Source organism: Nocardioides albidus (assembly GCF_006335005.1).
Taxonomy (GTDB): Bacteria; Actinomycetota; Actinomycetes; order Propionibacteriales; family Nocardioidaceae; genus Nocardioides; species Nocardioides albidus.
The window spans coordinates 23,793-36,576 of sequence record NZ_VDMP01000026.1 but is presented as its reverse complement, the minus strand read 5'-3'; the positions used below and the strand labels follow the sequence as shown (position 1 = coordinate 36,576).

At 72.4% G+C, this 12,784-nt stretch carries 13 protein-coding genes; 3 read left to right on the top strand and 10 right to left on the bottom strand.

Going from position 1 to position 12,784, the window contains the following annotated elements:
* Positions 1-62 precede the first annotated feature (62 nt).
* The 3 genes from FHP29_RS15890 to FHP29_RS15880 are packed head-to-tail and all read right to left on the bottom strand — an operon-like array spanning position 63 to position 3,923.
* Positions 63-2,090, bottom strand: a complete 2,028-nt coding sequence (locus FHP29_RS15890; RefSeq protein ID WP_139623866.1) for a vWA domain-containing protein — start codon at positions 2,088-2,090, stop codon at positions 63-65.
* Complete coding sequence (locus FHP29_RS15885; protein WP_139623865.1) at positions 2,087-2,482, bottom strand: OsmC family protein; 396 nt, start codon at positions 2,480-2,482, stop codon at positions 2,087-2,089. Before FHP29_RS15885 ends, FHP29_RS15890 begins: the two co-directional genes overlap by 4 nt.
* The gene (locus FHP29_RS15880) at positions 2,475-3,923 is read right to left on the bottom strand and encodes a MoxR family ATPase (protein WP_139623864.1); all 1,449 of its coding nucleotides are present in this window, start codon (positions 3,921-3,923) and stop codon (positions 2,475-2,477) included. The genes FHP29_RS15885 and FHP29_RS15880 overlap by 8 nt, the downstream gene beginning before the upstream one ends.
* A 53-nt stretch (positions 3,924-3,976) precedes the next feature.
* On the opposite strand from FHP29_RS15880, the gene FHP29_RS15875 reads away from it, so the two are divergent.
* Entirely contained in the window at positions 3,977-4,810 is an 834-nt protein-coding gene (locus tag FHP29_RS15875; protein ID WP_139623863.1) for an adenylate/guanylate cyclase domain-containing protein, read from the top strand.
* Between the two features lie 6 nt (positions 4,811-4,816).
* Here the strand turns inward: FHP29_RS15875 and FHP29_RS15870 are convergent, their stop codons facing one another.
* The 6 genes from FHP29_RS15870 to mshB form a co-directional block, all read right to left on the bottom strand.
* Positions 4,817-6,001, bottom strand: a complete 1,185-nt coding sequence (locus FHP29_RS15870; RefSeq protein WP_139623862.1) for a lipid-transfer protein — start codon at positions 5,999-6,001, stop codon at positions 4,817-4,819.
* A complete protein-coding gene (locus tag FHP29_RS15865) occupies positions 5,998-6,441 on the bottom strand; it encodes a Zn-ribbon domain-containing OB-fold protein (RefSeq protein WP_139623861.1) in 444 nt (147 codons plus the stop codon). The genes FHP29_RS15870 and FHP29_RS15865 overlap by 4 nt, the downstream gene beginning before the upstream one ends.
* Positions 6,442-6,468: 27 nt before the next feature.
* Complete coding sequence (locus FHP29_RS15860; protein WP_139623860.1) at positions 6,469-7,074, bottom strand: 2'-5' RNA ligase family protein; 606 nt, start codon at positions 7,072-7,074, stop codon at positions 6,469-6,471.
* Between the two features lie 62 nt (positions 7,075-7,136).
* The gene (locus FHP29_RS15855; protein ID WP_158296595.1) at positions 7,137-8,945 is read right to left on the bottom strand and encodes a VanW family protein; all 1,809 of its coding nucleotides are present in this window, start codon (positions 8,943-8,945) and stop codon (positions 7,137-7,139) included.
* Between the two features lie 25 nt (positions 8,946-8,970).
* On the bottom strand, positions 8,971-9,309 hold the full coding sequence (locus tag FHP29_RS15850; protein ID WP_139623858.1) for a hypothetical protein: 339 nt from the start codon (positions 9,307-9,309) through the stop codon (positions 8,971-8,973).
* Positions 9,310-9,314: 5 nt separating this feature from the next.
* A complete protein-coding gene (gene mshB, locus FHP29_RS15845) occupies positions 9,315-10,244 on the bottom strand; it encodes an N-acetyl-1-D-myo-inositol-2-amino-2-deoxy-alpha-D-glucopyranoside deacetylase (protein WP_139623857.1) in 930 nt (309 codons plus the stop codon).
* 25 nt (positions 10,245-10,269) lie between these two features.
* Here mshB and FHP29_RS15840 point away from each other — a divergent pair, with 25 nt between their 5' ends.
* Together FHP29_RS15840 and FHP29_RS15835 are read left to right on the top strand one after the other, a co-directional pair.
* On the top strand, positions 10,270-11,241 hold the full coding sequence (locus FHP29_RS15840; RefSeq protein ID WP_139623856.1) for a hypothetical protein: 972 nt from the start codon (positions 10,270-10,272) through the stop codon (positions 11,239-11,241).
* 19 nt (positions 11,242-11,260) lie between these two features.
* Complete coding sequence (locus FHP29_RS15835; RefSeq protein WP_139623855.1) at positions 11,261-12,274, top strand: hypothetical protein; 1,014 nt, start codon at positions 11,261-11,263, stop codon at positions 12,272-12,274.
* A 3-nt stretch (positions 12,275-12,277) separates the two neighbouring features.
* Here FHP29_RS15835 and FHP29_RS15830 read toward each other — a convergent pair whose 3' ends face one another.
* The gene (locus FHP29_RS15830) at positions 12,278-12,583 is read right to left on the bottom strand and encodes a hypothetical protein (RefSeq protein ID WP_139623854.1); all 306 of its coding nucleotides are present in this window, start codon (positions 12,581-12,583) and stop codon (positions 12,278-12,280) included.
* Positions 12,584-12,784: the final 201 nt, after the last annotated feature.

Here is a 12,784-nt window from a genome sequence, read left to right as displayed (position 1 = left end):
CGGGAAACGAGCGGATCCGGTTGTCCACAGGAGGCCGGCGAATCCCGCTCAGAACGGGCCGGTCAGCCCACCCAGAACCCGCGCGAGCCGAACCAGTCGCCGTACGTCCCCGGCCCCGGGCCGCCCCCGCCGGGCGTTCCGCCGCGCCGCGAGCCGAGGTAGGAGCCGACGACCGCGGCACCCAGGTCGCCGGACTCCGGCGCGATGACCGACCCGTCGACACGGCGCGCCATGGACTCGATGAACCGGGCCAGGCCGGGATCCTCGCCGAGCCGGAAGAAGGTCGTCTGCGCGCCGAGCCGGCGGGCGTTGTCGAGCTCGCGCACGGCGAGCGCGATGGTCATCGGGTGCGGCGGATAGGCGAAGTAGACCTCGCCGCTCGACTCGAGATGGGAGGTCGGCTCCCCGTCGGTGACGATGAGCAGCACCGGCTGGGCGTTGGGATGCTTGCGGAAGTGGCGGTTGGCCAGCAGCAGCGCGTGGTGGAGATTGGTGCCCTTGGCCCAGCGGGCGTCGAGCGCGGTGAGCTCCTCGATCCGCATGGTCTGGGCGTGGCGGCCGAAGCCGATCAGCTCCAGGCTGTCGCCGCGGAACCGCGAGCCGATGAGCGTGTGCAGCGCGAGCGCGGTCTGCTTCATCGGCACCCAGCGCCCGTCCATCGCCATCGAGAACGAGGTGTCGACGCACAGCGAGACCGCCGCCTGGGTGCGGGCCTCGGTCTCGGCGACCTCGATGTCGTCGATCGCCAGCAGTCGGCCTCCGGGGTCCCCGGCACGGCGCAGGACGCCGTTGAGCAGCGTGCGCGGCAGGTCCCACGGCTCGGTGTCGCCGAACTCCCAGGGGCGGGTGGCGCCGGACAGGTCGCCGGCCGCGCCCGCCTGGCGTACGTCGCGCTGGCCCTGCCGGCCCGACATCCTCTGGGCCACGTCGCGCAGCAACGCCTTGCCGAGCTGGCGCATCGCCTTCGGCGTGAGCCGCAGCTCGCCGTCGAAGCCGCGCTCCATCGCGCCGGACTCGCGCAGCGCCCGCTCGAGCTCCTGGAGCTTGCGGGCGTCGACGGCGGCCTCGGTTCCGAGCTGGCGGGCGAGCTTGTCGAGGTCGACGTCGTCGAGCCTCGCCCCGCCGTACGACTGCGCGAGCTGATCGGCCAGCGCGTCGAGGTCGGCGAGGTCCTGCAGCACGCCGGTGCCGTCGCCGAGGCCGAGGCCGGTCGTCGACGGGTCGCCGTCGCCGAACTGCTCGGAGCCGCCCCAGTCCTCGCCGGGGCGCAGGGACATCAGGTTCTGGTCGAGGCGGGAGAGCTGGTCCATCAGGGCCGGCGAGCCGAACGCCTGGGCGGAGAGCTCCATCAGCTCGCGGCGCTGCTCCGGCGTCATCGAGTTGAGCATCCGCTGAGCGGCGGCGGCGCGCTGCGCCATGGCATCGACGAGCTCGTCGACGTTGCGGGGGTTCTCCGGGAAGTGCTGGCCGTGCTTGGCCATGAACTCGTCGAAGTCCTCGGGGGTGTCCTCGCCCCGGGCGTGCTTCTCCAGCAGCTCGTTGAGATCGGCGAGCATCTCGCCGATCGCCTGCCGGTCGGCCTCGGTGGCGTTCTCGAGCGCCTGCTTCATGCCGGCGAAGCGCTGGTCGAGCAGCTCGCGGCCGAGCAGGTCCTTGATCTGCTCGAAGGCCTCGCGTGCCTCGCGCGACTGCCAGTCGTAGTCGCCGAGCTCGGTGACCGCGGCGGCCGGCGAGTCGGGCAGGTTCTGCAGCCGCATCTCCCGGAAGGCGCGGTCGCCGTCGTCCATCATCGCGTCGCGGGCCAGCTGCTTGCGCTCCTCGAGCACCGCCTTGTCGAGCAGCTCGCGCACCTCGTCGAGGGTGCCGTCGAGGTTGTGCCGCTGGAGCAGCTCGCGGCGGCGCTCGGCCACCCGCCGGGCGAGGTCGTCCAGCCCGGCCTGGTCCTGCCCACCGCGGCGCAGGAACTCGCGCATCGCCCGCTCCGGGCTGTAGCCGGCCATGACGTCCTCACCGATCGCGTCGAGCGCCTCGGCGATGTCGATCGGTGGCGCGAGGGGGTCGCCCCCGTCGTACCTGCGATAGCGACTCATCCGGCCACCCGTCGTACGTCGGCGCCCGCGCGAACGGCGCGAGGGATCTCGGCGACCTCGTCGACCCGCTCGATGAGCGCCGAGACGGCGGCAGCGTCCTCCGCGGAGTCGATCGCGACGCGGTAGGAGATGCCGGTCGACGTCCAGTGCTCGTCGAACCCTCCCTCCGCGGTCACCGCCACGCCGTGCACGACCAGGTCGAGGGACCGCGCCTCGCGGACGACGTCGTTCAGCACACACACCGCGACGGCGGCGTGGAGGAGGTGGGCACCGGTGCCCGGCGCCTCGACCACGATGCCGCGCTCGGTCCAGGCGTGCGGCACCACCCAGCCGGCGGTGTCGTCCGCCCGGAGGGAGCCGGCGCTCACGCGGACCTCGAACGGATCAGCCATAGACGGTCTCGGATCCGGCCTGGCCGAGCTGGACGTCCTTGCCGATCTTGCGGGCCAGGAACAGTCCCTCGAGGGCGAGCTCGATCGCCGCGGCGCGTTCGCCGTCGGTGCGCCCGCCGCCGGGTCCGTTGACCCGCTCGCAGACCTCGTCGTAGAGCTCGGACTCGCCGAGCACCGGGAGGCCGGCCAGCACGTCGCGCGCCGTGACGGAGCCGCCGGTCGTGATCGTGGCGCCCTCCTCGACCGCCTCGACGAGCAGGGCGAAGTCGAGTCCGCGCAGGCGCTCGCGCACCGTCTCCGCGGTCGCCGTACGCAGCAGGTGGGTGAGGATCTCGGCCTCGCGACCCTCCTCGCCGGACTCGAACTCGATCTTGCCGCCGAGCACGTCGACCGCGGTCTCGAGGTCGACGACCCGCGCGACCGCACGATCCTCGCCGTGGATGGTCGCGCGGCGCAGGGCGGCCGCCGCGATGGTCTCGGCGCCCGCGATCGCGAACCGGGCGGAGACGCCCGAGCGCTGGTCGACCGCGCTCGACTCGCGCAGGTTGCGGGTGAAGCGAGCCAGGATCTCGACGAGGAAGTCGGGGACGTCGACGCGGTCGGCCAGCAGGTCGGCCTCCTGGCGAATCACGGCGATCTCCGCGTCCAGGGCCCGGGGGTAGTGGGTGCGGATCTCGGCGCCGAAGCGGTCCTTGAGCGGGGTGATGATCCGGCCGCGGTTGGTGTAGTCCTCCGGGTTGGCGGAGGCCACGACGAACACGTCGAGCGGCAGCCGCAGGACGTAGCCGCGGATCTGGATGTCGCGCTCCTCCATCACGTTGAGCATCGCGACCTGGATCCGCTCGGCCAGGTCCGGCAGCTCGTTGATCGCCACGATCCCCCGGTGGGAGCGGGGAATGAGTCCGAAGTGGATCGTCTCGGGATCGCCCAGGGATCGGCCCTCCGCGACCTTCATCGGGTCGACGTCGCCGATGAGGTCGGCGACGCTGGTGTCGGGGGTGGCGAGCTTCTCGGCGTACCTCTCCTCGCGGTGGCGCCAGGAGATCCGCAGGTCGTCGCCGTACGACGCCACGGCGGCCCTCGACGCGACGGTGACCGGCTCGTAGGGATGCTCGCCGAGCTCGGAGCCCGAGATCACCGGCGTCCACTCGTCGAGGAGGCCGACCAGGGTGCGCAACAGGCGGGTCTTGCCCTGGCCGCGCTCGCCGAGCAGGACGACGTCGTGGCCGGCGATGATCGCGCGCTCCAGCTGCGGGATCACGGTGTCCTCGAAGCCGTGCAGGCCCGGCCAGGGGTCCTCGCCCGCGGCGAGTCGGGCCAGGAGGTTGTCGCGGAGCTCCGCACGCAGGGACCGGAGCTCGTGGCCGGAGGCCCGGAGCTCGCCGAGGGTGCTGATGGTGGGAGCGGACGTGGCGGCAGTCGTGGGAACCGGAGTGGTCACCGTCTCACGCTACTGCGGCCCGCAAGAGGATTCCTGCCCCTAGTCTTCGACTCGTGACCATCCTCGTCGCGGTGCTGTGCGTGCTGTCGGTCGTGCTGGCGGGGCTGGTGCTGGGCTTCGCCCGCGACCGGGACCGCCTGCAGCGCCAGCTCGCCGACATCCGGGCCCACGTCGCTCAGCTCGAGTCGGATCTCGACGCGGCGCTGCGTCCCCCGCCGCCGGCCAACTCGGCCGAGCGCGCCGTACGACGGGTGATCCGCACCGCCTCGAAGGTCCGCTCCCACGGCATCACCGGCCTGATCCAGAGCACCGTCGAGGACCTCCAGTCCTGGGCCAGCGACGAGGAGCGGGCCGACATCCTCAACATGGCCGCCTCCGACGGCACGGTCACGCTGTTCTTCTCCGACATCGAGGAGTCGACGCCGCTCAACGACCGGCTGGGCGACGCGACCTGGATCAAGGTGCTGGCCGCCCACGACCGCGTGCTGCGTGCCCAGATCGAGAGGAACCGCGGGCAGGTGGTGAAGACCGCGGGCGACGGCTTCATGGTGGCCTTCCGCGACACCGAGGCCGCCTGCCGCGCGGCGCTGGGCATCCAGCGCGACCTCCCCCGCGACGTCACCCTGCGCCGCTACGGCCCGATCCTGGTGCGGATCGGCATCCACACCGGCCAGGTGGTCGCCCGCGACGGCGACTACTTCGGGCGCAACGTCGCCATGGCGGCCCGGGTCGCGAACCTCGCGCACGGCGGGGAGATCCTCGCCAGCGACGCGGTCCGCGAGGCGCTCGGCGAGGAGGTGGCCCTCACGCTGGTCGAGCGGGACACCGTCGAGCTCAAGGGACTCGCCGGCGAGCACGTGGTCTGGGAGATCCGGCCGCCGTCCTAGCCGAGCTCAGACCGAGAGGATCACCGACGAGCCGTGGCCGAACAGGCCCTGGTTGGCGGTGATCCCGACCTTCGCGCCTTCCACCTGGCGACCCTCGGCGCGGCCCTGGAGTTGCCAGGTGAGCTCGCAGACCTGCGCGATCGCCTGGGCGGGCACGGCCTCGCCGAAGCACGCCAGGCCACCGGAGGGGTTGACGGGGATCCGGCCGCCGATGGTGGTGTCGCCGGCGCGCAGCAGGGCCTCGGCCTCGCCGCGCTTGCACAGCTGCAGGTCCTCGATCCAGTCCAGCTCGAGCGCCGTGGACAGGTCGTAGACCTCCGCGACGTCGACGTCCTCGGGACCGATGCCGGCCTCGTCGTACGCCGCCTGCCCGATCGACTCCTTGAACGTCCGCTCCGGCACCCCGGTGACAGCCGAGGAGTCGGTGGCGAGCAGCGGCATGTCGATGACCGTGTTCGGGAAGGTCGGGGTGACCGTGGAGACGGCGGCCACGGTGACCGGCGAGGCGAGGCCGTGCCTCCTCGCGTAGTCCGCGCTGGTCAGCACGACCGCGGCGGCTCCGTCGGAGGTGGCGCAGATGTCGAGCAGGTGCAGCGGGTCGGAGACCATCGGCGAGGCGAGCACCTCCTCGACCGACGACTCCTTGCGGAACCGGGCGTAGGGGTTCTCCAGGCCGTGCTTGGCGTTCTTGACCTTGACCTGGGCGAAGTCCTCGGCCGTGGCGCCGTAGAGATCCATGCGGCGACGCGCGTAGAGCGCGAAGTACGCCGGGTTCGTCATGCCGAGCAGCCGGAAGCGCAGCCAGTCGGGGTCGTTCCAGCGCTCGCCGGCGTTGGGCGCGAGGAAGCCCTTGGGCGTCGTGTCGGCGCCGACCACGAGCGCGACCTCGCTCAGACCCGCGAGGATCCGGGCCCGGGCGGTGTCGATGGCCTGGGCGCCCGTCGCGCAGGCGGCGTACGACGTCGCGATCCGCGCGCCGTTCCAGCCCAGTGCCTGGGCGAAGGTGGAGCCGGCGACGTAGCCGGCGTACCCGTTGCGGACCGTCTCGCCGCCGACGACCAGGTCGACGTCGGTCCACGCGACGCCGGCGTCGCGCAGCGCCTCGCGGGCGGCGTGCACGCCGTACTCCGTGAAGTTGCGGCCCCACTTGCCCCAGGGGTGCATGCCCGCACCCGCGATCACGACGTTCATGCGACCGGCCTCCAGCGGTAGATGGTGCGCTCGCCCGCCTCGTCGGCGTGGAGCGTCTCGACGACGAGCTCGACCTCGGAGCCGACCCTCAGGTCTCCCACCCCGAACCCGGCGGCCACCTGTCCGAGCACGACGATCCCCTCGGGCAGCTCGACGGCGGCCAGCGCGAACGGCTGGAACGGGTCGCTGGCGGGGACGTACGGCGCGGGCGGCTGGTACTGCGCGTCGGTGTAGGACCACACCCGACCGCGGCGCGCGAGCTCGACGGTGTCGTGCTCCTGGCCGTCGCACGCGGGGTTGCGGCAGTAGAAGGCGGCCGCCCCGGCGTCGCCGGACACCGGCGGGAACACGACGTTGCTGCATGCGGTGCACCGGGAGGCGAGGAGCCGCGGCTCCGCGCCGGTGGTGAACCAACCCTCGATGACGGGGGTCGCGGTCATGGGAACTCCCTGAAATAGAACGTGTTCCTATTCTAGGGGAGTCGACGCCTTCGCGGTCCGGAAGTCCCGGCCAACGAAACTCTCCGCCCGGAAAGGGATCCGGTACGCCGTCTCCGCGCGCGCCTCGCCCCCGAACCAGCGCGTCCGGATCAGCGCGACCTCCGCCACCGGCCACGGCTCCATCGCGAGCCCGCACAGCACGCCCGGCCCCGAGAGCATCCGGTCGAGCGGCGATCCCGGTCGCGTGCTCGCCACCGACCCCACGACGACCGCGGGGCGGAACCCGCGCCGGTCGATGTAGACGTTGACGCGCTCCGCCGCCGTGCCCACGGCGCGGGCGACGGCGGCCAACGTGGCGACGTCCCCGTCGAGGCGGACCGTCACCTCCTCGCCGGCGAGCTCCACCCCGGCCGCCCGCACGGCGACCGGCGGGATGTCCGAGAGGCACTCGGCGAGCACGCCGGCGAACCGGCTCGCGTCAGCCTCGACGACATTGCCCAACCCCGCGATCGGCACGTCGACCCGCCCCGGCCCGACCGCGCTGATCCCCGGCAGCTGGGCCAGCCTCCCGCCGAGCGCGCGCAGCTGCTCGACCGCCTCCTCAGGCGGCACGAAGGCCGCGCGCAGCATCATGGTCCGAACTCCACGCCGCTCCTATCGGCAGGGCGCCGACGGGTTCGAGCCGAATCGGCGGGTCACTCCCCCGGGTCGGGACTGGCTGCCGGCGGCGGGGCGGGCTTCTCGCACTTCACCGTGTCGGCGGGGGTGTAGACCGTGTGGAACTTCTCGGTGTGGTCGACCGCGGGGTCCCCGTGCTTGCGGAAGATCCGGGTCACGTCGACCTGGAAGCCGGACCACCCGGTGTTGGGCTCGCAGTCGGGGGTGGTCAGCGTGCGGACCTTCGGCGGGACCGTGGCATAGCGGCCCGAGGTCTGCGACTCGATGTCCCACTTCTTGGTGGACCACATCTGCACGGTGACCTTGCCCTGGCGCGACCAGGTGCTGGGGACCACCCAGGCGTGGATGAGGACGCCGTACTCGGTGTCGTTCTGGAAGCGGAGGTCGACGGTCGGCCACGCGACGGTGGCCTCGCGGCCGACGGGATAGCGGTCGATGTAGAACGAATGCGGCTTGTGCTGGATGTCCTTGAGACCGGCGAAGAACATCGCGTTGAACGTCGTCGTCGCCATCTGCGAGACGCCGCCGCCGAGGTCCTTCTTCAGGATGCCGTTGCTGATGATGTAGCCCTCGGTGAAGCCGTTGGCGGCGGTGCGCTCGCCGACGATGCCGTTGAGGGAGAACTCCTCCCCGGGCTTGAGCACGGTGCCGTCGATCAGCTCGGCGGCGCGGCCGATGTTGATGTTGCGGTAGTCGGCGTGGGGGTAGAACGTCGAGAACTCCGAGATCTTCTCGACGATCTTGAGGTCCTCCGCGTCCTTGGTGGTGAAGGCCGCGTCGACGACCTGCGCGGTGACCGGGGCGCTGCGCGAGCCTTCGGGTGCAGTGAGCAGTCCGAGGAAGACCCGGGCGGCCTCGGCGGGGTCGAAGGTGACGCCGGGCTTGGCGGGCACGACCTTCGGCTTGCCCTTCTTCGAGAGCTTGACGGTCGCGTCGACGGGCTGACCGCTGGCGGTGGCGCCCTTGACCAGCGCCGCCAGGGCCGCCTCGTCGACGACGGGGACGAGCTCGCCGTTCTCGGGCTTCATCGACAGCACCGACGCGAAGGTCCGCGGCGCGAGCTTCACGTCGTTCTCGCCGAACTGCAGGGTGACCGCGTTCGCCATCGCCGGGTTGGCGAAGCCGTCGAGGGCCTCGGCCAGGTCGGCGGCGTCGATGTCGGGCTGGGCGGGCGCGACCTCGAGCTCGACCGCGGTCTCCCCGGTGAGGAACGCGTCGGTGAGCGCCGCACGGGCCTTGTCGCGGTCGACCGCCTGACCGGCCAGCGGCTGGGTCGTCTGCACGCCGTCCGGGCTGAACGTGATGGCGCCGTCCTTCGGCGGCGTGCCGAGACCCTCGGAGAGCTCGGCAAGCTTCTGGTCCAGCAGGCCCTCGTCGACGTCGACGACGGCGTCGACCTTGCCGCCGCCGGTGAAGTAGTCCCACTGGCGCGCGGGACTCCACGAGTCACCCGCGCCCGCGGCGTCGACCGACGCGGCGTAGTCGATGGCCAGGCCGATGTCGCTCGGCTCCACCTTCGCGTCGTTGACCTCACTGGCGCCCTGGTGCCCGACGCTCACCTTGATCGGGGCGTCCGCACGCGCGCCGAAGGTGCTCTCGAGCTTGTCGATCGCCGCGTCCCGGGTCAGACCACCGACCTCGACCCCGGAGATGCTCGTGCCGGTGGGGACCTTGTCGCCCGCCACGGCGTGGGCGGCGGCGTACCCGCCACCGACGAGCAGCGCGAGCAGGACGACCACGACCAGCACGACCCGACCGCCGGGGCGCTCGGCCTTGCCCGCGTCCCCGCCGGTGTCCCCGCCGGCGTCAGAGTCCCAGAACGTCACGCGCCTCATCCTAAGGAGGGGTTGCTCACCGGTCCTCATCGTCAGCGCTCGCGCGCCGCGGCACCAGCCCGACGAATCCGCATCCGAGGACGACCGCCCCGGTGGCGAGCAGCAGGTAGCCGGACGCGTCGCCGGCGATCAGGTAGTCCCCCTCGGGCCGTTGGAAGGACGCGACGCCGAGGAGCGCCGTCCAACCCAGGGCGAACGCCAGCCGCGTCCGCCAGCCGCCGGGGAGGGCGACGAGCGTGGCCGCCGTCGCCGCGATCCCGAGCCCGAGGCCCCAGCCGTAGCCGTGCAGCAGCACGGCGCACAGCCCGACGCCGGCCCCGAGGGCCAGACAGGCGAGCGCGAGGAGCCCCCGCACCCGCGTCAGGCGCCGGGAATGCCGGCGAACAGGTCGCTCTCCCAGCCGGTCTCGGGGTCGAGCGGCGCTCCCGGCGTCCCCTTCACCAGCCGGAACTGCTCCCGGCCGAACGCCTGCGCGCCGACGTTGTTGGACAGCGCGAAGAACGGACCGTCGGTGGTGATCTGGGTGGCGTGCGCGCGCAGGGCCTCGAGCTTCTGCTCGACGTACTCGCCGGCGTCGACCTCGCAGCTGATGTCGTCGTCGGGACGGAACATCGGCGGCAGCGCGCCGTCGGGGTCCATCCCCTCGAAGGTCGTCGTGTCGCCGGCCTCGCGCAGCCGGCGAAGGCCCTCGCGCATCCGGCTTTCCGAGATCGCGCTCCAGTAGATCTTCTCGATCTCCCACGGCTCCCCGAGATCACGACGGTACGACGGCGCCTGGGCCAGCTGCGCGGCGTACATCGCCACCCGGTGGGCCTGGATGTGGTCGGGGTGGCCGTAGTTGCCGAACTCGTCGTAGGTCACCAGCACCTGGGGGCGCACCTCCCGGATGACGGCGACGAGATGGGTCGCGGCCTCGGTGAGGTCGGCGTTCCAGAAGGCGTTCTCGTGCACGTCGTCGGCGGCGACGGCGTGGCCGTCGGCGTGCCACTTCATGCCCGAGTCACGGTAGGTGCCGAAGCCGCCGAGGAAGCGGTGGTCGGTCACGCCGAGCGCGGCCATGGCCTTGTCGAGCTCGCCACGCCGATGCTCGCCGAGCCGGTCCTCCTTGTCGGCGGCGAGGTGCTCGAGGTCGGGCACCAGGATCTCGCCCATCTCGCCCGCCGTGCACGTCACCAGCGTGACGCCGCGCCCCTCGGCGACGTACTTTGCCATCGTGGCGCCCTGGCCGATCGACTCGTCGTCGGGATGCGCGTGCACGAGGAGCAGCCGGTGGGCGGCGGTCGAGTTCATGGGGACGAGCGTAATGATGTCCCCCATGCGGCTCCCCGGACGCCTTGCGCTCGTCACGGTCCTCACCGGCGGCTCCCTCACCGGCTGCGCGCTGCTCGACGGGAGCTCGCGGCTCGAGGAGGCGCTGGAGTACCTCCCCGCGGACGCCACCACGCTCAGCTTCGTCGACCGAGCGGCCGTGACCGAGCGCGTCGGCGACGGCGAGCCGGAGACCGCCTACGGCACCGAGCTGGCTCGCTGGTCGGCGGTCATGGACGACGCCGCCTTCGACGACGCGGACGTCGAGTGGGAGGCCGTCACGAGCGGCGACGGGCTCAGCCGCGTCTGGAAGATGTCCGACGACCTCGACTTCGACGCCGTCGCCGCCGACCTCGAGGACGCGGGGTTCGAGCGCTCCGGCTCGTCCGACCGTCCGGCGTTCACCGCCGACCTGGCGGACGCCGACGAGACGGGCCTGATCGGTGGCCGCTACCCGGCCGCCCCGCTGCTCACGCTCGTCCTCCTCCCCGACGAGGAGCTCATCGTCTCCGGCTCCGAGGTGGACGCCCTGCTCGACGTCGTCGCGGACGACACCGACTCACTGGCCGACGCCGGCAGCTTCGGCGACCTGGTCGACGAGGCCGAGGACCAGGGCGCGCTGGAGTACGCCGCGTTGACCCTCGAGCCCTCGTGCGCCGGCTCCGGGCGGATCAGCCCCGCGCAGGCCGCCCAGCAGTACGAAGGGCTGCTCCACCCCGACGGGACCGCCCTCTTCGCCACGCCCGACGAGGTCACCGGCGTACGGCTGTTCGCGGGCGAGAAGGACGCCGCCGCGGACGCGGACGGCCTGGCGACGTACCTCGACGAGCGAGCCGACCTCACCGGTTTCGACGCCGACGTCGAGGTGGAGGCCGACGACCGGGCCGTGCTGGCCCGGGCCAGCCCCAAGGACCGACAGACGATGGCCCAGGCGTGGCTGCAGGCGGATGGTCCGTTCGCCTGCCCGCTGGGGAAGTAGCACTGCATACTCCTGCCCCATGGGGATCCTCTCGGGCCGGCTCGTCGCGGCCGTCATCGTCTCGCTCTGCGCCCCCGCGCTGGGTGCGTGCTCCAGCGGAGGAGATGCGGCCGGCGACGAGCCGGCGACGGAGCCGAAGGGGTCGCGGCTGGAACAGGCGCTCGCCTACCTGCCTGCCGACAGCCAGGCGGTGACGTTCACCGACCGGGCCGTCGTCGCTGAGCGCCTGGACCTGGAGGACGTCGCGAGGGACGCCGCGGAGGCAGATCTCGACGACTGGGCGCAGACCTTCCTCGCCGAGGGATACCGGCTCCACCTGACGACTGACGCTCCGGCGATGCGCACCGCCGCGTTCAGCGTTCTCGACGTCGAGTGGGAGGCCGTCGGCAGCGACGAGGCCGGACTGCCCACGCCGAAGGACGCCGTGGTCTGGCGGATGTCGGACGACCTCGACCTCGACGCGGTCGCCGCCGACCTCGAGGACGCCGGGCTGAAGCGGTCCGGCCCCGACGAGCGCCCCCTGTTCCAGCCGGACTTCAGCGCCGTCGACGGCTCGAACCGCTACGGCGGCCGCTACCCGATGGAGCTGTCCTACGTCCTCCTCCTCCCCGACGAGCACCTCATGTTGTTCGGCTTCGGTGCCGACGACGTCCTCGACGTGATCGACGACAAGGCGGACTCCCTCGCCGAGGCAGGGACCTTCGACGACATCCTCGCCCAGGCCGAGCCGGAGGGCCTCGAGTACGCATTGTTGGGGCTGGACGGCCCGTGCGACGGCGCCCGGCGGACACCCGACGGCCGGGCGGTCGGCTTCCTCATCCACCCCGACCAGCCCGCCCGGTCGCTGCGGCTCTTCGGATCGGCGGACAGCGCGCAAGCCGACGCGGCCCGCCTCGAGCAGGAGCTCGCCGGGAAGCCGGTGACGATCGGAGTGGAGGGCACGACCGTCCATGTGGACGTGCCCTTCGCCGACCGGGTCACCGCGAACCGGACGTACCTCGGCGCCGACGGCCCGCTCGCCTGCCCGCGCTGAACCTCACTCGGGGCGCTTGATCCGCTTCGGCGCGTCGGGCAGCGGCAGCGCGAACCCCGCCTTCGTGGGGGGCTCCGCCAGAGGGCTCGTGGCTGCGGGATCGTCGTCATGGTCCAGCCAGCCGTCGTACGTCTCCACGAGCATCTCGAGCTGGATCTCGGGAGCGTCGGTGACCACGGCCCACGGGTGGCCTTCGTCGTCGTCCTCGCCGGCCAGGGGCTCGCGGACGACCTCCGCCGCGAAGCCGCCACGGACCAGCACCAGCGCGGCTGCCCGCGCGTCGTCCTCGTCGAAGAAGATGCCCCGCATAGGGTCCATCCTCCCAGACCGTGACACGCCTGTGTCCCCGCAGAGTGCTGCGTCTGCGGGGGTTCGGGGCGGGGTGGCTACTCGTCGGGCGGGCCGGCGTCGCCGGTGTCGCGTCTGGTGTCGTGGACGGGGTGGGTGCCGCGGTGGTCGACCCGGAACCGGAACCCGGTGGGGCTGGTCCAGACGTAGGTCGCCGGCATC